This is a genomic window from Halarcobacter sp. (assembly GCF_963676935.1).
Lineage (GTDB): Bacteria > Campylobacterota > Campylobacteria > Campylobacterales > Arcobacteraceae > Halarcobacter.
Window position 1 is genome coordinate 221,615 of record NZ_OY781470.1, and the last position, 21,632, is coordinate 243,246.

The following is a 21,632-nucleotide window of genomic DNA, read 5'->3' on the forward strand; positions in this document are numbered from 1 at the left end:
TATTCATAGAAATAGAGATATTTTTAGGCTATTAGCATATAATTTTTTAATTATGATTTATAAAAGGTTAATTCAATGTATTTAAAATCTAAAGAATCCCTTCTTGAGAACTACTTCCAAACAATTGAAAACATAATCTTATCTAAACAAAATCCAATAACTGGACTACTTCCTGCAAGTACAGCAAAAACAACTCATGGAGACTATACTGATGCTTGGGTTAGAGATAATGTATATAGTATTCTTTGTGTTTGGGGTTTAAGTTTATCTTTTAAAAAACACAATCCAGAAGATTATAGAACATATTATTTATCACAAAGTGTTGTAAAACTGATGAGAGGTTTACTTTTATCAATGATGAGACAAAAAGATAAAGTTGAAAAATTTAAATATACTCTTGATCCAAATGATGCTTTACATGCAAAATATGGAACCTCTACAGGTTTACCTGTAGTTGGAGATAATGAATGGGGACATCTTCAACTCGATGCAACTTCTATATTTATTTTAATGTTAACTCAAATGGTAGCCTCGGGAATCAAAATTATCTATACTATTGATGAGGTTAATTTTGTTCAAAATCTCGTACATTATATTAGTAGAACATATTGTACAGCTGATTTTGGTATCTGGGAAAGAGGACACAAAATTAATACCGGTAATGCAGAAATTAACTGTAGTTCTGTAGGTATGGCAAAAGCTGCACTCGAAGCGATATCTGGATTTAACCTTTTTGGTAATACTACAAGTAAAGAGGCTGTAATACATGTGATTCCAAGTGATATTGCTAGGTCTAGATTTACTTTAAAAGAGTTATTACCAAGGGAATCCAGTTCAAAAGAGACAGATGCCGCTTTATTAAGTATTATCGGATATCCTGCTTATGCAGTTGAAGATGAAGAGTTAGTAAAAAGAACAAAAGAAAAGATTTTAAAGAAACTTGAGGGAAATTATGGTTGTAAAAGATTTCTTTTAGATGGACATCAAAGTTGTCTAGAGGATAATACAAGATTACATTATGAAAAATCAGAATTAAAAAAATTTGAAAATATTGAATCTGAATGGCCACTATTTTTTACTTATCTACTTCTTGATTCTTTGATGAGAGGAGACTCTGATGAGGTTGAATATTGGAATAAAAAACTAGAACCTTTATTTGTGGAAATAGATGGACAAAGACTTTTACCAGAATTATATTATGTTCAAAGAGATTTAATTGAAGAGGAAAGAAAAAGTCCTAAAAGCCAAAAAAGAGTTCCCAATGAAAATATTCCTTTAGTTTGGGCACAAAGTTTATATCTTTTATCTCAAATGGTACAAGATAAAATATTGGATATAAATGATATAGATCCTTTAAATAGAAGAAGTAGAATAGGGCATAAAAGAACAACATATCCAATGGTTGCAATTTTAGCTGAAAATGAAGTGGTAAAACAAAAACTACTTAATTTAGGATTTAATACTCAAACTATTGATGAGTTAAAACCACTTAAAATAGTTCATGCTTCACAATTAAAATATGTACATAGTGTTTTAGGAAGAAATGAAAAATTAGGATTGTCAGGTAAACCATCCTGGGTACCACGTTCTATTACAACAGCAAGGTTACATATTTTAGCAGATGAATATATAGTTTTTTTGCCATATTATTTTAATCCTAAAGGATTTTATTTTAATTGTGATAATAGATTATTAGTAGAGCATTTTAGAGCATCTCTTACCTTTCTTTCTACTCACTGGGACCAAGCTGGTCAACCAATAATTCCTTTTTTAGTAAAAGACAATATGTTAGATAGTATGCAAAAAAATGAGATATTAGATTTATTGAATGAATTACAAAGTGAGGTTTGTAATAATATAAAAATTAAATTGGGTTTTCTTCAACAACTGATTACAACTGCAGGTATTGAAAGAATAGATAATTTGCATGGATTAAAAATAGAGGATTTAGATTTTAATTTGGCTGATAAAAATTTTTATATATCGTCTTTGTTGGAGTGTGAAATTTCACAAAAATCAAACACCTTTATACAAGAGTATTTCAATCTAGAAGATAGTGTATTAATAGAGAAATTAACCCAATATATACCACTAAGTCAAAAAGTTGATATTTTATATATTTTATATAAGAGATATAATTCAGACTTTGAAGTTTATATTGAAGAGAAAGCTATAAAATTGTCATTGTTAGCACAACATTATTACCAATATGCCATTACTTGTGAGAATTGGTCAATTATAAGGAGGATTAGTGATTTACAAGGCTCTTTTGATGAACGTTTGGAAGATGCTCTATTAGAGATAATAATTAGACAAAAAAGATTAGCTGTAGGACGAGCTTATAGTGAAGAAGCAACTATATCCAAACCTTTAGATAATATCTCAACTTTAAATTTAATTAAAAAATTTTGTGGAAAAAATCCTGCTGAAAGGGCTTTAACACAAGAGATTGTTTTGCATTTAGGGCATTTAATTAGAATAAAGCCTGAATTATTTGAAGGGATTATAACTATAAGAAGTTGGTATTTTGTACAACTATTGGTTAGTAAAATTTGTAAAGATAAAGATATATCAATTGCAGATGGATATGAGTATTTAATTAGTACTTCTCCAAGTCAAATTTATAATAGTTTGATAGAAGTATTAAATTCTCTTAGTTTTAATATCGGGCAAATGAAAAATCAAGAAAATATATATATTACAGCAAACAGCTCTTTAAATTTTAAATTTGAAAAAAATAATGAGATAAAAGAAAATAAAGATTGGGCAGAATATAGAAAAGAGGCAGGAATGCTTTCAAGATTGTCAAAAAATTTTTATAAAGGAATTTGGTACTTATTAAAACAATGTAGAGGCTTAGTAATAGGTGATAAATATAATTTAAATAATAGAATTGGTCGTGAGCTAACTTTTGATACAACAGCAGGGGAAAGAAGTTTTGAATTGAGAATTGAAGCCCTTTTACAAGCAATTGAGGCTACAGATTACAGACAATTAAATTTAGAAGCTCTTGAATCTTTATCTAAAATATTTAAAGAGAATCCTAATATTAAGTTAGAAACGGATTTAATGCTAGATGTAATTATAGGTCATGCTGTTAGACTTGCTTGGATAAAAGATAATAGTCAAGATAATTATAATGAACATAGAGCACAAGCATGGAAATCTTTTTATAAATTATCTCCAAATCAAACTGATGAATATTTTATTGAAGCTTTTATGTATCTATTAACTCAAAATGAGGAGAACTAATGATTTTAAGTGGTGATATAGGTGGGACAAAAACAAAACTTGCTTTATATAAAATTGAAGATAATAGTTTAAGTCTATATTATGAAAAACAATTTTCAAGTAAAAAATACAATAGTTTTTTAGAGTTATTAGAAGAGTTTAAAAACGGTGCACCAAAAAGTGCTATTGAAGCAATTACTATTGGTATTGCTGGACCTATTATAGAACAAAGATGTAGAACAACAAATCTTCCTTGGGATATTAGTACAGAAGAGTTGAAAAAATATTTTAATACTCAAAAAGTAAAGTTATTAAATGATTTGGAAGCAACAGCATATGGAATGTTGTATCTTAAAAATGAAGAGTTTTATGATTTAAATCCAAATGGAAGAGATATAAAAGGAAATATTGCTGTTATTGCAGCAGGAACAGGTTTAGGTGAAGCGATACTTTATTGGGATGGAAACTCTTTTTCTCCTATTGGAACAGAAGGGGGACATAGTGATTTTGCACCAATTACTTCCCAACAAGATGAACTTTTAACATGGCTAAGAAAAAGGTATCCAGGTCATGTAAGTTATGAACGGGTTGCTTCAGGAATGGGGATATCTACAATATATGAATTTTTATATGAAAGTGGATTTGCTAAACAAGGAGAATTTATGGCTAATATGGATGAAAATAGTGATAAAAGTGCTTTAATAAGTAAAGGTGCTTTAGAACTTAATGATCCTTTATGTATAGAAACATTAAAACTATTTGCTGAGATTTATGCTGCTGAAGCTGGTAACCTTGCTTTAAAATCTATGTCATTAGGTGGAGTTTATATTGGTGGTGGAATTGCTCCAAAAATTTTACCAATTATAAAAAGTGATTACTTTTTAAATGCTTTTTTTAGTAAAGGAAGATTTGAAGAGTTACTAAGAATGATCCCTTTAAGAGTTTCTTTAAATCCCAACACTGCATTACTTGGAGCAACAAGATATGCTTTTGATAAATTAATTTAGGCAGGTTTATTTGAATCAATTAATCACAAATACTCCTAGCAACAATTTTTACAACCATATTATTTCACTTTTGGAATCTTGTGATTCATTTATTTTTAATGTAGCTTTTTTAAATTACTCTGGTGTTCAATTGCTTTTAAATAGTTTAGAAAAGTGTAGACAAAAAGGTGTAAAAGGAAAAATTCTAACATCTACATATTTAGATTTTACAGAACCAAAAGCCTTATCAAAACTTTTAGAGTTTGAGAATATTGAGCTAAAAATATTTGATTCAAGTTCACAAGGTTTTCATTCAAAAGCATATATCTTCAAGTTTGAAAATGAATATAAAACTATAATTGGTTCTTCCAATATAACATCAAGTGCATTTAAAACAAATATAGAGTGGAACAATCAAAGTATAAATAAAAAGGATGATAGATATTTAGAAACTGTATTTAATGAATTTGATTCTTTATGGAGTGAGTCTATTAAAGTTGATAAAAGTTTTATAGATTCATATTCTTCATATAAAAAAGAATTAGTTAAAAAACGTTTCATTTTTAATAAAGAGATAAAAACAAATTTAATGCAAAAACAAGCATTAGAAAAGTTAGATTTCTTTAGAAAAAATAAAGAAAACAAAGCTTTAGTTATAGCAGCAACTGGAACAGGTAAAACATATTTAGCTGCTTTTGATGTAAAAAAAGTAAAACCAAAAAGATTGCTATTTATTGTTCATAGAGAAAATATTTTGAATAAAGCAAAGGAGTGTTTTGAATCTTTAATAGATGATTTTGATATGGGTCTTTTTACAGGTAATAATAAAGATATATTAAAGCCTTATATTTTTGCAACTATACAAACATTAAGCTCAAACTATGAAATTTTCAAAAAAGATGAATTTGATTATATTATTTATGATGAAGCTCATCATATAGCAAGTCCCTCTTATAAAAAAGTAAAGGATTATTTTGATGCAAAATTTAACTTAGGATTAACAGCAACTCCAAATAGAATGGATGGGCTTTCTATTTATGAACAATTTGATGATAATATAGCTTGTGATATTAGACTTGATGAAGCTTTAGAGAATAAACTTGTTTCCACTTTTCATTATTACGGTGTAAGTGATATAAAAGAGTTGGATTATGAAAAGATTGATTTAAGTGACATAAGTAGTTTATCAAGATTTTTAATGATAAATAGAAGAGTTGATTTTATTATTGAAAAAATGAATTTTTATGGATATTCTGGAAATAAAAGAAGAGTATTAGCCTTTTGTAGTTCAAAAGAGCATGCTTTTTATATGGCAGAAGAGTTTAACAAAAGAGGCATAACTTCAATTGCTTTAACAAGCGATGATAATACACAAAAAAGAGATGAGCTTATTAACTCACTAGAGGATGCAGAAAAAAAACTTGAAGTTATATTTAGTGTGGATATATTTAATGAGGGAATTGATATTCCTTCTGTAAATACCGTTTTGATGTTAAGACCAACAAATTCACCTATAGTATTTGTACAACAATTAGGAAGAGGAGTTAGGAGGTCAAAGGATAAAGAGTTTTTAACCCTAATAGATTTCATAGGAAATCATAAAAAAAGTTTTTTGATTGCTTTAGCCTTATGTGGTAAAAAAATTATTGATAAAGAGAGTATAAAGTTTTCTTTATTAAACAATTTTGCCAATTTTAAAAATGCTCATATTATTCTAGATGAAATCTCAAAAAGTAGAATAATAGAACAAATAAATAAAGAAAATCTAAATAGTTTTAAATATCTAAAAGATAATTATTTGGAGTTTAAAGCAATTTTAGGAAATAAAATTCCATCTATGGAAGATTTTATTAATTATGATGATTTTATAAATCCAATACCTTTTATTAGTGAATCTAAATCTTTTATCTCTTTTTTAAATAGGGTGGAGAAAAATGAAGATATAAAAATAATTTGTTTAGATGAAAATTTTTTAAAAGCTTCGGCTTTTATAGATTATCATCTGCCTTTAAGAAGAATATATGAGTTTGCCATATTAAAATATTTACTTAATAATAAAAAAATCGATTTAAATAAGGCAAAAGAGGTTTTAAAGAAGTATCTATTAAATGTTGATGAAAATACAATTAGACATAGTTTTTCTTATTTAAATCAAGAGTTTTTTGATTCTTCTCAACAAAAAAGATTTTTAAAACTTATTGAAAAAAAAGATTCTGAAATCTGTTTAACAGATGAGTTTCAAGAAATATTAAAAGATAGATACAAAAGAAGTTTTATAGAGAGTTCATTAAATTATGGAATTATAACTTATGAAGAAAGCTTTTCAAACAAAGATTATGGTTTGCCATTTTTTAAATTATATGAAAAATATAATATGCTTGAAATAGCTTTATTATCAAATTTTAATAAAATACATAGTTCTTTTAGAGGAAGTGGCTTCTTAAAATTTAAAGATGATTTCTTTTTATTTATTACATTAGAAAAAGATAAATATTCAAAAGCATCAAAATATGTAAATAATTTTAAATCAAATGATACTTTTAATTTTGTGAGTAAACCCTCTATGTCTCAAGATAAAGGAGATGGATATAGATTGATAAATAATAAAAAAGAGAATGTAAAATTACATATTTTTGTTAGAAAATTTTCCCATGTAGATAAAAAAGTTCAAAAATTTATTTATTTAGGTTTAGCTGATTGTGATTCATATAGTGGTAATAAACCAATTGATACACAACTAATATTAAAAAAGCCATTAAGTGATAAATTATATCATGAGTTTACAGAAATAATTTAGTTTTAACTTGTCTATTGCCTATAAAGTTCAATTGTAAATAAAGCACCATTTTCACTATTTTTTACACTAAGGCTTCCCCCTAAATGTTTTTCAATAATGGTTTTACTCATATACAATCCAAGTCCAGTCCCTTGAGATTGATGTTTTGTTGTAAAATATGGGTCAAAGATTTTTGCAATATTTACCTCTTCTATCCCTTTAGCATTATCTTCAATTGTAATTAATATTTTATTTGATTTAATTATTAAAGAGATTTTAATCCAACTATCTTCTATTTTTTTGTGAATAATTGCATCTTTAGCATTATTTAATATATTTATTAAAACTTGTGCTAATTCTTCCGGAATCATTTTATATTTTATTGGAGTTTGATAATCAATATTTTTGATTAACTTTATATGATTATTTTCCAAAGAAGCTTGAATGATTTTTAAACTCTCTTCTATTCTATCTTGAATAATAACCTCTTTTTCTACCCTTTTCTCTTTTATAAAATCCCTAAATGTATCTATGGTTTTTGAAAGGTATTTTGTATTGTCAACGATTAAATCCATATTTTTAGGTATATCATTCTCTTGAAGCATCCCAAACTCATGATTTAGTTTTATTCCACTTGCTATGGTACTAATAGCACTTAAAGGTTGTCTCCATTGGTGGGCAATATTTCCTATCATCTCTCCCATTTGTGCCATTTTTGCTTGCTCTAAAAGTTGTTGATCTTTTTTTATCATCTGTTTAGTTAATTCTTTATCTAAAACTGCTTTAATTTTTTGTTGTAAGAAAAGTAGCATTACACTTAAATATAAAAATATAAATAAAAACAAGATTGTATAGTAATTAGTATTTAAAAGATTTATAGTTTCCCCTTTACTAATAATTGAAACAAAACCTTCATACATATTTGAGATATTATGATAAATAGGTATAACAGTTACAATAGAATCTTTTTCATTAACAAATATTGATGAAGCTTCTTTTTTTTGTCCCAATTCATAAAGTTTTTTTGAGATTTCATATGAAGGTTTTATATCTATAATCTTCTTTTTTGATTCCAGTTTTAAGTCTTCTAATATAGTTTTATTATGAATAAAACCAGCAAAGTGTGCATCTTTATAAGATTTGTTATTTTTTAGAAAATCTTTATCAAACATATCTTTTTTTATGATAAAGTTACTTAGTACATCATATTGTTTCATTAGTGATTTTGTAATAGCTTCCTCACTAAAAGTTAAAGAAATTAGACCTAAATAGATATTATTTTTAATTATTGGATAGACAAATCTATATCCTGAACCAAATTTTCCTATCTCATAACTTGAAGTAGGAACTTTATGCTGTTGAACATATTTTAGTGTTTCTCTTTTATTACTAGTTTTTCTATCAAAATCAAGTGGATTAACCATTTTTAAGAAAATAGTATTATCTGGTAAGATATAGTTTATACTAATTATATTTCTTTTTTTTAGTGTGTTAAATCTATTAATTGTTTGTAAATATAATTTTTGTCTTATTTTTGCTTGTTCTTTTTTTGTTTTTAGGTGTATATTAAAAAGCTTTTCATCAGCTTTAGTAAATCTTAAAAGTCCTGTATATATAACTTCTGATAAATCTTTATATTGAAATAAAATACTATTATAAGCTTTTTCATAAACATGTGTAGTTTGAGATAAATACTTCTTTTTATTGTCAATTGCAAAAAAATTTAATATTAAATAAGTAGAAATAGAAATAATAACAAATAAAAAAATATATTTAATTTTTAAATTTCTAATTACTGTTTTAGTATTTATACTAAATCCTTATAATAATATTTATTCAAATTATATCATAACTGAGCTAATACTTTTTCAAAGTCTCCTACAAGAATTTTCTTTATAGAACATGATAACATAAGGTTTAAAGGATAATCAAAATCTTCTATTGCTCTATCTTCTAAATCATAATAAATACCATTTTCATACTTTATTTCATTGATATTAAATTGTTGAATATATGTATTACTGGTACTTATATATCCATAAACTTCCTTTTTTAAGCCATATGCATAACCACATTCCCAAACTGTACCACTATCAGATTCTTTCCCTCTAAAAGAGTTTAAATTTGCAATTACTATATCACACTCTTCAATTAGTTTTTTATTCGCAAAAAAAATATCTTGGGCAATTTTTTGTTTTTTTTGATTAAAATCTATTTGATTATCTAAAGGATATAAACCAATAAAACCATATTTTTTACAAAGTTCAACATATTTTTTGCCAATTTCTATTGAGTTTTTTTCGAACACATCAGGTCCTGCAATATATATTTTTTTCATTTTTTCTTTCCATAGTTTATTTTTTTCCCATTTTCATCAAATAAAGGGTATTTTTTTTCATTCATTTTCATTTTTTCTAGAATAGCTTTTTCTAAATCTATATTATAAGTCATACATATTCTAGTAAGATAAACAACAATATCAGCAATCTCTTGTTTTACATGTTCTTTTTTCTCTTCTGATAGATTTTGTGCTTGTTCAAAGTCTAACCATTGGAATATCTCAACTAACTCTGATGCCTCAACACTCATCGCCATAACTAAATTTTTTGGGTTATGAAATTTATCCCAATCTCTGTCTTTTGAAAACTTACTAATAATACTTTCAATATTTTTCATATCCATTTTAAACCCTTGTTAGTAGATTGAGAGTATAATACCAAAATTTAAAATAAAGAATAGAGATGATAGAAAGAGTATTTGCTCAAAAACATAAACCTTTGGACTTTAAGTTTTTTCAAAATAGAGATGATTTTATTGTTGAAGAAAATCCAATAAAATTTAGCCCTAAGGGTAATTTTATTGTTGCAAAAATAAAGAAAAGAGATCTGGGTACTTGGGATTTAATTTCAAAATTATCAAAACAATTAAATATTTATGAAAATGAGATTGGCTATGCTGGATTAAAAGATAAGAATGCAACAACAACTCAATATATTTCTGTACCAAAAAAATATAGTAAAGAGTTACAAAAATTTAAATCAAAAAATATTGAAATTTTAGATACAAGATTACATAGTTCAAAATTAAATATTGGTGATTTATTAGGTAACCATTTTAAAATAAGGCTTCATGAAGTTGATGAGTCTAGCCTATATAAAATAGAAAAAGTTTTAAAAGAGATTTCTAAATTTGGTTTGCCAAACTATTTTGGATATCAACGTTTTGGAAACGATACTAAAGAAAATTTAGAAAAAGCAAAACAGTTAATATATGGCGATTTAGTTATAAAAGATAAAAAAATCTCTAAAATGTTGATCTCTCAGTATCAAAGTTATTTTTTTAATTCTTGGCTTGCTAAAAGAATTAAATTAAGTAAGGAAGAGTTTATACTTATGGAGGGGGATGTTTTCAAAGATTATAAAAAAGAAAAATTATTTACTCCAAAAACTATTACTAAAAATATTACTATGAGTTTTTCAAAAAAAGAGATTATCCCTACTGGATTATTACCTGGAAGAAAAGTTTTTAGAGCTCAAAGTAAAGCTAGAGAATTAGAAGAAAAATATGATGATTTATATATACAAGAAAAAGGTTTTAGAAGAGATGCTTTAGTTTATCCTTCAAATACAGAAATTAAATATTTTAAAGAGAATAAACAATTAACTATCAGTTTTACTTTACCTAAAAGCTCATATGCAACTGTACTAATTGAAAATATTGCAAATAAGAATTTTAAAAATTAGCATTTTCTTTTCTTTAATGATATAATTAATTTAAAAGTAATTTGCTATTTAAACAAAATAATTTTTTGTAGGAAAGAAATAATTATGGGAAAAACTTCAAAAACACTCTTCTCTTTGATTTCTATATATTTACTTTTGGGAGTATTTTTAGGCTCATTAAGTTATAAATTTTTTATTGATGATTTTATTTTTTTAGAGGAGAATCAGAATAAAGATAATATAACATCATTAGCTAATATTTTAAATGAAGACTTAATATATTTAGAAAAAATTACAAATGACTATTCAAAATGGGACGAGACTTACAATTTTATAGAAAATGGAAATGATATCTATATTTATGATAACTTTAGAGAAGATGCACAAACTTTAGAAGATTTAGGTATAGATGCATTTATCTATGTTGATAAAAATGATAATATAATTTTTTCAACTTATAATAAAAGAATTAATTATTTTAACATTGATAAAACAAAACTTGAAAAAGATTTATTAGTAGACTTAGAAAATGTAGATGAAGTTTCAACACTTTATATGTTTGAAAATAAACTATTTTATGTTTTTAAATCAAAAATATTAAGAAGTGACTTTTTGGGTAAATATAGAGGATATATATTATCTATAAAGCATGTTGATTTAGATTATTTAAAGCAAATAACTAGCTCTATTTTTGATAATATTGTTTTAAAAAATATCGATAAGGTGGCAAGTAAACCTGATGTAAAAATAAGGCTTAATCATTTAAAAAATGTAAATGCATATGTAAATATTTATGACAATCAAATTATTAATAAAGTTGAGTTTTTTAATTATAAAAATCAGTATTTAACTACATTTGTCACTACAAATAAAAATTCAATAATTTTACAAGGAAAACATACTATAAAAATATTCAATTTTATTGGAGCAATAATCTTACTTATTGTATTTATTGTAATTTTCCAAAAACAAAGATTGATTATTGAGCAAAATGAATTATTAAATGAAAAAGTTAATAAAAGAACAAAACAGCTGACAAGAGCTTACCGAAGTTTAAAAGTTAAAAATAAAGAGCTTTATAAACTTGCACATACTGATTTTCTAACAAGTATTAGAAATCGGGCAAACTTTTTTGAAAATAGTATTAAACTTTTAAAAAAATCAAATAATGAAAACAAAAAGTTTTCGGTTCTTATGATTGATATAGATCATTTTAAAAAAATAAACGATACATATGGTCATGATACAGGGGATAAAGTATTAATTGAGTTTTGCAATATTGTAAATGATATTATTCAAAAAGATATGATTTTTGGACGTTTAGGTGGAGAAGAGTTTGCAATAACAATTTTTAACAAAGAACAGAGCAGTATATATAAACTTTCTGAAAAGATTAGGGATAAATGTGCAACTTCTCAAATAAAAGTTGAAGATATAAATATTCAATTTACAATCTCGATGGGAGTTGTATTTAAAGAAAATGAAAATGAGTCTATAGATGAGATTTTACATAAAGCAGATCAACTTTTATATAAAGCAAAAAATTCTGGAAGAAATAGGGTGGTTAGAGCAGTTTAATCTTCATTTGGAATTATAATTTTAAACTCTGCCCCAAAATACTCTTTTTCTTTTATCTTAAATGAAGAATTCTTTACAGATAAATTTCCTTTAAAGTGTCTATTTATAATCTCTTCACTCATATAAAGTCCTATACCTGTACCTTGAGACTTGTGTTTTGTTGTAAAATATGGTTCAAAAATTTTATCAATTATAGCTTCATCTATCCCTTCTGCATTATCATGATATATTATTTCAATATTTTTATTTAGATTATTAATCTCTATTAAAATCTCACCTTGTTTAATTTTCTTTGTTTTAAAAACATCTATACTATTGTTAATAAGATTTAAAAATACTTGAATAAATTCATTTTTATATCCATTAATTTTAGTTTCAGTATCTCCAGCAAAAGTTATAGTAACTTCATTTATACGAAATTTTAATTTTAATATTGTCATACAATCTTTAATTGCATCAACTATTTCAAAATATTCAAAGTTATTACTATGTCTAAAGAAATTTCTAAAATCTTCAATTGTGTGTGATAAATAATTTGATGATTTTATTATTATATCTACAGATTCTTCAAAAAATTCATCATCTAATTGTGCAAAATCTTTTTTAACTTTCATACCAGAAGCAGCAGTTGTAATAGTTGATAAAGGTTGTCTCCATTGATGGGCAATATTCTCTAGCATCTCACCCATTGAAGCCATTTTAGCTTGTTGATAAAATAGTTTTTGTTTTTTTTCATACTCTTTTTTTAATTTTAATTCTTTAGTAACATCTCGCACAATTGTGTATATATATTTTTTTTCTCCAATATCTATAGATGAAGCATAAACTTCCATATCTTTTATTTTTCCAGAAGATATTTTATGTTTTACATTAAATTTATGTTCATTGTTTTTTAGTATTTGTTCTGTTATAAAATCTTCATCTATATTTTCTACTTGTAAGTCAGTAATTTTGAAACTTGTAAGTTGTTCTTTAGAATATCCATAAAAATTAACTGTTGCATTATTTACATCAAAAATTTGTTTAGTTTTTGGGTCAATTAAAAACTTCATTGAATTTGAACCTTCAAAAACTTGTTTATATCTTTTACTTAAATCTTTTATCTCTTTTGTTCTTATGTTAACTTCATTTTCTAATTTAGTTGTATATCTAGATTTATTAAAATAATAATATATTATTAAAATAGAAATAACAACTAGAAGTGTTAAATAGGAAATGATTTTAATAAAATTTTCAAGATTATTTATCTCTTTTGAAAATACTTTTTCATAATCTTGAAATGTAAATATATAAGCCATTTTTTCTTTTTTGAAATCATAAAGTTTATAAATAGTGATAAATTTATTATCTCTAATTTCATAGCCTTTTATATTAAGTATTTCATTTAAATTCTTTTGAACAAAATTTATTAAATCATCTTTTGCATCTATATTGGCAACATAATAATCTTCAATAAATTTTTTACTAAAAGGTTTTTTTATTTGTTGTTTATATTTTTTATCAACTAATAGTAAAAAATCCATTTTATCGTTTTGGAACTTTTGAGCAATAGAATTAAATTTAGTTATTGTTTCAATAAAACCTTCAAAAGTTCCATTTTCATATATTGGAATTATACTTTTAAAAGTAATATCATAAACCCCAACACTAATCACGCTTGAGATTCTTGGATTTTTGATTAAATCAATTAATTCTTTTCTTTTTGATAAAATATTATCATCTTTTTTTGTTGACCATGTTCTATATCTACTGAAACCCTCTTTATCTACAATATGAACCCAAAGATTTTTAAAATTACTATTTTGTTTTATTTCTTCCGAAATATCTTTTAAAATTTCAAATTTTTTATGGTCTAATTGTGTAAATAGTTTATTTTTTGATGCGAATTTAGAGATAGAAAGTGCTATGTTTAACGTTGCTTTTGCTTTATCTTCAATAGATTGCTCTATTAGTGAATTGATATTTTCTACTAATATCTCATATTTATTATTCATTATAGAATTAAATTTTTGATTTAAAAAATAGTTTATAGATAGAAATAATGGAATAATAAGAATTAATATAATTAATAAGTATTTTAAATTGTTTTTCATTATTACCTTGATGAAAGTATATTATTTTAAAATAATATACTCATCATCATAATAAATTGTATCACCTAAAGCAATAACTTTTTCTTGATTATTGAAGCTAAAGTCATAAATATTATCTTCTTTAAAATCTTCAGAAATATTAATTAAATATCCTTGAGACTCTAAGGCATATAATGAACTACCATAAGCTAAAGCATAAAATTTTGCATATTTATATTTTTTTCTATTTATGATATTTAAAGAGATATCTGTTTTAATGATTTGTCCATCAATTGTTGCAATATAAATATTTGTACCATGTGTAATAATATCTCTAATACTGTAATCTTTTAAGTTTAAAACACCATCACCTACAGAAATAACTTTGTTAACTGTTGCAGCAACTAATGTATCATTAATTACATCTAAAAAAATGATATTGTTAAATTGACCATCTGCATCAACTACAATACTTTTTATTACTTGATTATTTTCTTCTGCAACAACAATAATTTTACCATCTAAAGTAGGGAATAAAATAATGTTACTCATAAAATAAGGGTTTGCAATTCTTGTATCATTTACAAATGAGTGTGTAAAATACTCTTTTAGTAAAATTTGTTCCTTTTCTGTATCATATAGCTGTATAGAGTTGTCAGAGAAAATCATTGCAAGTTTATTATCTTTTAATGTAGCTGCCACAACTACACCACCAGTTTTGATAACTTTTTTATCAAGCATAATGCTATCTTTAAAGTTTGATGTGATTACAACATCTTCACTAATATTTAAAAAGTTATACCCTTGGGCAATAGTAAATTTAGAAACACCTCTTTTTGTAATAATCTCTCCACTATCTAAAGTAGCACCATCTTTATTCATAGAAATAATATTGCCATTTAGACTCGCTTTTGTATTATCATAATCTCCTACAGTGTATTCTGGCTCAAAAAACTCTTTTTGAGAACAACCTGTAAAAACAAATAATAAAGTTATTGTAAAGATTAAGTATTTCATTGTTTACCTTTATTTTGTTGCTAAATAGTGTTTTAAAATATTAACTAAATCGTTAACTTTTGAATCACTTTGAATCATTTTTAAAGTATTTTTTGCTTCTTTGTACTTACCATTTTCTGTTAATATTACTGCTTTATTAAAAATAGCAAACTCTTTTAACAAAAAGTCATTTTGCATAGATACTGAATTTAATTTTTCAGCACTGTTTTCTTCTAAAGCTTTTTGGTATGCAGTTAAGTCTTTTAAAAATTTAACATCAACATCAATAACTTTTCCCTCTTTTTTAGAGTTTAGATATTGTGCTATTTCATATAAATTTTTATTTTTATCTTTTAAAATATTTAAAGCTTCATTATCTTTTGGATTATCTAAAACTTTATTTAGTGCTATGTTGGCTTCAATCTTGTTTGATTCTTGAATACTTTTAGTTACAAAAAAACCAATAACAAGTGCTATTATAATAACAACAACAGAAATAATTACAATTTTATTTTTTTTATAAAATCTTTCAACTTTTACAAAGCTTTCAAGAAATTTCTCTTCACTACTAATTTCATCTTTAACATAGTTTACATTATCTTTTAAACTCATTCAAAACCTTCTTAGAAAATTAGACAATATGATACTAAAAAAATTATAAAACCTTACTTTTATATAAACTTTTATATAATACTAACTCTTACAATAAGCAAAAGGTATAAAATGAAAAGAATTAATAAGTTTTTTTTAATAACGTCGTTTCTGCTTCTTTTATCACAAAGTTTAATAGCAAATGAAGAGGCTCCAGAAACAAGTCAAAGTAGATTTGAATCTTTGTCAAAACTAACTCAGGTAATTGGTACTGTTGAAAAATATTATGTTGATGATGTAAAGCTTGAAGAGATTGTTGATAAAGCTTTAAAGGGTTTAATGCAAGAGTTAGATGCCCACTCAACTTATCTTGATAAAAAGTCTTCAAAAGAGATGAGTATTCAAACATCTGGTGAATTCGGTGGTTTAGGTATTACAGTTGGGATGAGAAATGGTGCTTTAACAGTTATTTCACCTATTGATGATACACCCGCATATAAAGCAGGTGTTGAAGCAGGTGATATAATTTTAAAGATCGATGATAAGTCAACTTTAAATATGACACTTGATGAAGCAGTATCTTTAATGCGAGGTAAACCAAAAACTAAAATTGTTTTAACTGTAGTTAGAGAAGGTGAAAATAAACCTGTAAAAATTGACATTATTAGAGATATAATTAAAATAAAATCAGTATTTTCTAAAACTATTGAGAATGAAGACTTACTTTATGTAAGAGTTTCAAGTTTTGATAAAAATGTTACTAGGGTTATGAAAAATGAGATTAAAAATAGACCAAATATTAAAGGTATCATTTTAGATTTAAGAAATAATCCAGGTGGTCTTTTAACACAAGCAATAGGCGTTGTTGACTTATTTGTAAATAGTGGTGTTATTGTTTCTCAAAAAGGAAGAAATATTGCTGATGAGGAAAAGTTTAATGCAAACCCAACAAATACAGTTACAAATGTACCTTTAGTTGTCCTTGTAAATGGTGGTTCAGCTTCAGCTTCAGAGATTGTAAGTGGTGCATTACAAGACCATAAAAGAGCGATAATTGTTGGTGAAAAAACATTTGGTAAGGGATCAGTTCAAGCAATTTTACCAATTACACAAGATAGATCAGAAAATATTAAATTAACAGTTGCAAAATATTATCTACCAAGTGGAAGAACAATTCAAGCTACAGGAATCACTCCAGATGTTTTTGCATATGCAGGAGAAGCTGTAAAAGAAAAAAATTCAGAATTTAAAATAAAAGAGGCAGATTTAAAGAAACATTTAGAAGTTGAATTAGAAAAAGAAAATGGTACAAAAAAAGAGAAAAAAGAAGTTAAAAATACAAAAGTTCTAACACAAGAAGATATTTTAAAAGATAATCAACTTACAGTTGGACAAGGTATTTTAAAATCATTAATTATAGTAAATAAATAATATATGTAAAGCATAAACGGAGGAAATGGATGAAAATAAGTGATATTGTAGCACTTGGTCTTTGGCCAGAGTCAAAGAAAACTACAACACAAAAAGGTATTCAAGAGTTAGAAGAATTAGGATATAACTTATATTATATAGGTAAAAATGCAGACCTTTATACCTGCCCAGGGGATGAACCAAAAATACTTTTAGTTAGAAGTGATAGATGTTCAGTTTTTGATATACCTTTAAATCTTGAGATTGAAGGAAAAGGTGTATATCAAACTGCTATTTCAAACAATGGTGCAAAATTTGCCCAAGAACAAGGTATTAAAACGGCTATTTTATCTGAAACTTTAGATCAAAATTTAAGTGTAGCACCAAGATGTCAATTTATGGAATTATGTAAACCTTTAGAAGCTGAGATTGATGGAGAAGTTGTACAGTTTGAATTTATTTTTAGAAACTATTTAACAGGTTCTTTATATGAAGCAACACAAAAGGGCAATGATCCTTATGGTTTAGAGTTATCATCTGATTTAAAAGAGTGGCATAAATTTGAAACACCACTTTTCACACCAACTACAAAAGGTGTAAAAGATATACCTTTAAATTCTAAAAAAGTTAGAGATGTTTTCCCTGAAATTATTTCTAGTTTAGAAAATCTATTTAAAGAGTTTACAAAATTTGCTGAAGATAATGGGATTGTAATAGTTGATACAAAACTTGAAGTTTTTGTTAACGCAAAAAGGGAATGGATTTTAGGTGATGAGATTTTAACTCCTGAAAGTTCAAGATTTATTACAAAAGAAAACTTTGATAAAGCAAACTATATCTCTATGGATAAACAAATTCTTAGAAACTTTGCAAAAGAGAATAACTGGAAAGAAAAAGCAAAAGACTTAAAACCTGGAGAAAAACTTGATGTTGAAGTTCCAGATTCAATTAAATCTGAAATCTTAAAAGGTTATAGTACTATCCAAGATAGTTTAAGTAAATAGTTTTAAACAAAGCAATGTTTTGCTTTGTTTATAAAAATTGATAATAAGAGAAAATTAGATATAATCGCAAAAATATAAATTGAAGGTGATAAATGAAAGCAATTGTAAATGTAGCATTAAAACAAGGTGTTTTAGATGATCAAGGTAAAGCAACTCATCATGCATTAGACACATTAGGTTTTAAAGAAGTTGTAAAAGATGTTAGAATTGGTAAACAAATTATTATGGAGTTAAACTCTTCAAGTGAAGCTGAAGCTAAAGAAGAAGTTACAAATATGTGTGAGAAACTTCTTGCAAACACTGTAATTGAAGATTACGAAATAGAAATAATAGGTTAATATCATGAATGTAACTGTATTACAATTTCCTGGTACTAATTGCGAGTATGATACAAAATATGCTTTCGAAAGATTAGGATGTGATGTAACAATTGTGTGGCATAAAGAAAAAGAGATACCTCAAAACACTGATCTCTTAGTTATTCCTGGTGGATTCTCTTATGGGGATTATTTAAGAAGTGGAGCAATTGCTAGATTTGCAAATATTATGGATTCTGTTCAAGCTTATGCAGCAAAAGGTGGAAAAGTTTTAGGTATTTGTAATGGTTTCCAAATTCTTTTAGAAGCTGGTTTATTACCTGGGGCTATGAAAAGAAACAATACTTTGCATTTCATCTCAAAATATAAAAATCTAAAAGTAATAAATAATGATAATATCTTTTTATCTAAATTAAAAAAAGAGCAAGTTGTTAATATCCCTGTTGCACATCATGATGGTAACTATTTTATTGATGAAGAGGGATTACAAGAGCTAGAAGAAAATAATCAAATTCTTTTAAGATATTGTGACGAAGCTGGAAATATTGAAAGCTTAAATGGATCAGTTTCTCATATTGCAGGAATCTGTAATAAAGATAAAAATGTATTTGGTCTTATGCCTCATCCAGAAAGAGCAATGGAAGAACTATTAGGTTGTGCTGATGGTGAAGATATGTTAAGAGGGTTCTTGAAATAGTGAAAAAAATATTAATATCTCTTCTGTTATTTTCAATTTATTTATTTGCTAATGCTTTTACTAGTGTAGAAGACTCTGCATTTGGAAGTAGTAGCCAAGAAGAGGTATCAATAGAAGAATCTCAAAGCTCTTTTGTCCCTAAAAATTTATATCTATCATATATAAATCATCCAAAACATATTTATAAAAACCAACGTTTTGAGATCAAAATCAAAGCTTTAATTACAAGAAACAATTTTGATACTATAAAAACAAATTTTATAAATGATATAAGTATGACTCCTTTAAACGAGGATACTCAATGGGAGCAAGATCCTGATAATCCAAATACTTATACTAATACTTTTTATTTTAAGGCCTATGAGGAAAACTTCAAAATGCCTGATATAGTAGTTTCACTATATGATGGGACACAACTAGTGGAAACTAGAGTTTTAACTTCTATGGATATAACTTTTTCTCAAATTGCAAAAGGGGATGAAAAGTTTACTAATGTGATTGCAAAAGATTTTACATTAGTAGCATCAAAATCTAAGCAATATACAAATAAAGAAGCCTTAACAATATTAGATATTGAAGCTTTTGAATCTAATCTTGAGGATTTTAATATTCAAAATATTGAAGACCAAGGATTTACTTTAATTGAAGATGAATATCCAAAACAACATATTATATATTATGTTGTTATACCTATTCATAAAAAAGAGATTAGCTTTACATACTATAATACAACTATAAATAAATTACAAACAGTAAAAGTACCAGTTGTATTTACAGAAGAGTTAGTAAGTACACAAACAGACTTAAATCCAAACAATTCAAGTTTTGAATTTTATAAAAAAGTATTTGTTGGTGTGTTGGCATTATTGTTTTTACTTCTATTTATTTGGAAGAGAAGATATTATATATTAGTATTATTTTTAATTACTACAATAGTTTTTATTGTTTTTGCTATGCCAAATAAAACAGTTAGACTTAAAACAAATAGTGTTATTTATATATTACCAACTAAAAATTCTACAATATTTAGAAAAGTTTCTACTGAAATGATAGTTGAAGATATGAAAAAAAGAAATGGTTTTATAAAAATCATGTTTAAAAGTGGAAATGAAAACTATATTGGATGGGTGAAAGAAGAAGATGTTATCAAGAATTAGAGGTTTTATAGTATTAATTCAATTTTCAATAACTGTGGGAATTGTAATTGCTTTAATGTATACATTTAGAAAACATACTCACAAAGTTATAAAAGGTTGGATGAAAATCCAAATGTATCTTTTAGGAATAAAACTAGAGCAAGTTGGAAAATTAGATGAGACTTGTGATATGGTAGTTTTAAATCATCAAAGTTTATTAGATATTATTGTTATGGAGTATATTCACCCAAGAAATCTAGCTTGGATTGCAAAAAAAGAGATTACAGACTTAATCTTTTTTGGACATATTATAAAAGCACCAAGAATGATATCTGTAGATAGAGAAGATAAAGCAGGGGTTATAAAACTATTAAAAGATTGCAAAGATAGATTATCTAAAGGAAGACCAATAGCTGTATTTCCTGAAGGGACAAGAAGCACTGGAAAACGAATGTTATCATTTAAACCAGGAGCTAAAATGATTGCAAATAAATTTAATTTGAGAGTTCAACCAGCAATTATTATTAATACAAGAGAAATACTTGATTCAAAAAATTTAAAACAAAAACCAGGAAAAGTAAAAGTAATCTATTTAGACCCAATTCAAGCTGATAAAAAAACAGATTGGTTTGAAAAACTTGAAGAGGATATGAATAGAGTTTTTAATGAAGAGAAAGATAGTTAATGGCTATCTCTTGGCAAACTCTTTTAGCTATTGGTATAGGGGGTTTTCTAGGTGCTATAGCTAGAGCATACACTGTTCATTTTGTAAATAAACATGTGCCATTAGAGTTTCCTGTTGGAATTTTAATAGTAAATATTCTTGGAAGTTTTATAATTGGTATACTTTTTGCGATATTTGCTCATTATACATTTAATGATTCTACAAAAGCATTTTTAACTACAGGATTTTTAGGTGCTTTAACCACTTATTCTACATTTGCTATAGAGAGTTTTTTCCTTTTACAAACATCATTGTTTTTAGGTATTACTAATATGGCATTAAACCTATTTGGAACAGTATTAGCAGCAGCTAGTGGATATAAATTAATCTACTTTTTTCTTAAGTAAAAAATTAAAAAACAATAAATTTGACTAGGGTCATTTTTTTTAAGC

Annotated in this window: 18 protein-coding genes; 12 read left to right on the forward strand and 6 right to left on the reverse strand. The window is 25.5% G+C overall.

Annotated elements, in window-relative coordinates; genetic code table 11:
* The first annotated feature begins 75 nt into the window (after nucleotides 1-75).
* Genes ACKU4C_RS01130 through ACKU4C_RS01140 form a run of 3 tightly spaced genes read left to right on the forward strand, consistent with a single transcriptional unit; the run spans nucleotide 76 to nucleotide 7,014 of the window.
* Nucleotides 76-3,252 (forward strand): glycoside hydrolase family 15 protein, encoded by a 3,177-nt coding sequence (locus ACKU4C_RS01130; protein ID WP_321313893.1) that lies wholly within the window; start codon nucleotides 76-78, stop codon nucleotides 3,250-3,252.
* On the forward strand, nucleotides 3,252-4,238 hold the full coding sequence (gene glk / locus ACKU4C_RS01135; protein WP_321313894.1) for a glucokinase: 987 nt from the start codon (nucleotides 3,252-3,254) through the stop codon (nucleotides 4,236-4,238). The genes ACKU4C_RS01130 and glk overlap by 1 nt, the downstream gene beginning before the upstream one ends.
* Nucleotides 4,239-4,248: 10 nt before the next feature.
* Nucleotides 4,249-7,014 (forward strand): DEAD/DEAH box helicase, encoded by a 2,766-nt coding sequence (locus tag ACKU4C_RS01140; protein ID WP_321313897.1) that lies wholly within the window; start codon nucleotides 4,249-4,251, stop codon nucleotides 7,012-7,014.
* Nucleotides 7,015-7,025: 11 nt separating this feature from the next.
* Here the strand turns inward: ACKU4C_RS01140 and ACKU4C_RS01145 are convergent, their stop codons facing one another.
* From ACKU4C_RS01145 to ACKU4C_RS01155, 3 genes are all read right to left on the reverse strand, one after another.
* Nucleotides 7,026-8,417: a HAMP domain-containing sensor histidine kinase gene (locus ACKU4C_RS01145; protein ID WP_321313899.1), complete on the reverse strand. Its 1,392-nt coding sequence runs from the start codon at nucleotides 8,415-8,417 to the stop codon at nucleotides 7,026-7,028.
* Between the two features lie 422 nt (nucleotides 8,418-8,839).
* The gene (locus ACKU4C_RS01150; RefSeq protein WP_321313901.1) at nucleotides 8,840-9,331 is read right to left on the reverse strand and encodes a nucleoside 2-deoxyribosyltransferase; all 492 of its coding nucleotides are present in this window, start codon (nucleotides 9,329-9,331) and stop codon (nucleotides 8,840-8,842) included.
* The gene (locus tag ACKU4C_RS01155) at nucleotides 9,328-9,675 is read right to left on the reverse strand and encodes a nucleotide pyrophosphohydrolase (RefSeq protein WP_321313903.1); all 348 of its coding nucleotides are present in this window, start codon (nucleotides 9,673-9,675) and stop codon (nucleotides 9,328-9,330) included. Before ACKU4C_RS01155 ends, ACKU4C_RS01150 begins: the two co-directional genes overlap by 4 nt.
* Nucleotides 9,676-9,734: 59 nt before the next feature.
* On the opposite strand from ACKU4C_RS01155, the gene ACKU4C_RS01160 reads away from it, so the two are divergent.
* A complete protein-coding gene (locus ACKU4C_RS01160) occupies nucleotides 9,735-10,736 on the forward strand; it encodes a tRNA pseudouridine(13) synthase TruD (protein ID WP_321313904.1) in 1,002 nt (333 codons plus the stop codon).
* A gap of 84 nt (nucleotides 10,737-10,820) precedes the next feature.
* Complete coding sequence (locus ACKU4C_RS01165) at nucleotides 10,821-12,293, forward strand: diguanylate cyclase (protein ID WP_321313907.1); 1,473 nt, start codon at nucleotides 10,821-10,823, stop codon at nucleotides 12,291-12,293.
* On the opposite strand, the gene ACKU4C_RS01170 is transcribed toward ACKU4C_RS01165, so the two are convergent.
* The 3 genes from ACKU4C_RS01170 to ACKU4C_RS01180 all read right to left on the reverse strand — a co-directional run bounded on the left by ACKU4C_RS01170 (nucleotide 12,290) and on the right by ACKU4C_RS01180 (nucleotide 15,973).
* Nucleotides 12,290-14,287, reverse strand: a complete 1,998-nt coding sequence (locus ACKU4C_RS01170) for an ATP-binding protein (RefSeq protein ID WP_321313909.1) — start codon at nucleotides 14,285-14,287, stop codon at nucleotides 12,290-12,292. The two genes, ACKU4C_RS01165 and ACKU4C_RS01170, sit on opposite strands and share 4 nt — an antisense overlap.
* 120 nt (nucleotides 14,288-14,407) lie before the next feature.
* On the reverse strand, nucleotides 14,408-15,382 hold the full coding sequence (locus tag ACKU4C_RS01175; RefSeq protein ID WP_321313911.1) for a hypothetical protein: 975 nt from the start codon (nucleotides 15,380-15,382) through the stop codon (nucleotides 14,408-14,410).
* Nucleotides 15,383-15,391: 9 nt separating this feature from the next.
* On the reverse strand, nucleotides 15,392-15,973 hold the full coding sequence (locus tag ACKU4C_RS01180; RefSeq protein ID WP_321313912.1) for a tetratricopeptide repeat protein: 582 nt from the start codon (nucleotides 15,971-15,973) through the stop codon (nucleotides 15,392-15,394).
* 111 nt (nucleotides 15,974-16,084) lie between these two features.
* Between ACKU4C_RS01180 and ACKU4C_RS01185 the strand changes: the two genes are divergently transcribed.
* The 7 genes from ACKU4C_RS01185 to crcB all read left to right on the forward strand — a co-directional run bounded on the left by ACKU4C_RS01185 (nucleotide 16,085) and on the right by crcB (nucleotide 21,587).
* The gene (locus ACKU4C_RS01185; RefSeq protein ID WP_321313914.1) at nucleotides 16,085-17,383 is read left to right on the forward strand and encodes a S41 family peptidase; all 1,299 of its coding nucleotides are present in this window, start codon (nucleotides 16,085-16,087) and stop codon (nucleotides 17,381-17,383) included.
* Nucleotides 17,384-17,412: 29 nt separating this feature from the next.
* Nucleotides 17,413-18,366, forward strand: coding sequence for a phosphoribosylaminoimidazolesuccinocarboxamide synthase (locus ACKU4C_RS01190; protein ID WP_321313916.1), 954 nt, complete (start codon nucleotides 17,413-17,415; stop codon nucleotides 18,364-18,366).
* 92 nt (nucleotides 18,367-18,458) lie between these two features.
* Complete coding sequence (gene purS, locus ACKU4C_RS01195; RefSeq protein ID WP_320035918.1) at nucleotides 18,459-18,704, forward strand: phosphoribosylformylglycinamidine synthase subunit PurS; 246 nt, start codon at nucleotides 18,459-18,461, stop codon at nucleotides 18,702-18,704.
* A gap of 4 nt (nucleotides 18,705-18,708) precedes the next feature.
* Complete coding sequence (purQ, locus tag ACKU4C_RS01200; protein WP_321313919.1) at nucleotides 18,709-19,380, forward strand: phosphoribosylformylglycinamidine synthase I; 672 nt, start codon at nucleotides 18,709-18,711, stop codon at nucleotides 19,378-19,380.
* A complete protein-coding gene (locus ACKU4C_RS01205; RefSeq protein WP_321313921.1) occupies nucleotides 19,380-20,537 on the forward strand; it encodes a hypothetical protein in 1,158 nt (385 codons plus the stop codon). The genes purQ and ACKU4C_RS01205 overlap by 1 nt, the downstream gene beginning before the upstream one ends.
* Nucleotides 20,521-21,201 carry a lysophospholipid acyltransferase family protein gene (locus tag ACKU4C_RS01210; protein WP_321313923.1) on the forward strand — a complete coding sequence of 227 codons (681 nt, stop codon included), beginning with the start codon at nucleotides 20,521-20,523 and terminating at the stop codon, nucleotides 21,199-21,201. Before ACKU4C_RS01205 ends, ACKU4C_RS01210 begins: the two co-directional genes overlap by 17 nt.
* On the forward strand, nucleotides 21,201-21,587 hold the full coding sequence (gene crcB / locus ACKU4C_RS01215) for a fluoride efflux transporter CrcB (RefSeq protein ID WP_321313924.1): 387 nt from the start codon (nucleotides 21,201-21,203) through the stop codon (nucleotides 21,585-21,587). Before ACKU4C_RS01210 ends, crcB begins: the two co-directional genes overlap by 1 nt.
* Nucleotides 21,588-21,632 lie beyond the last annotated feature (45 nt).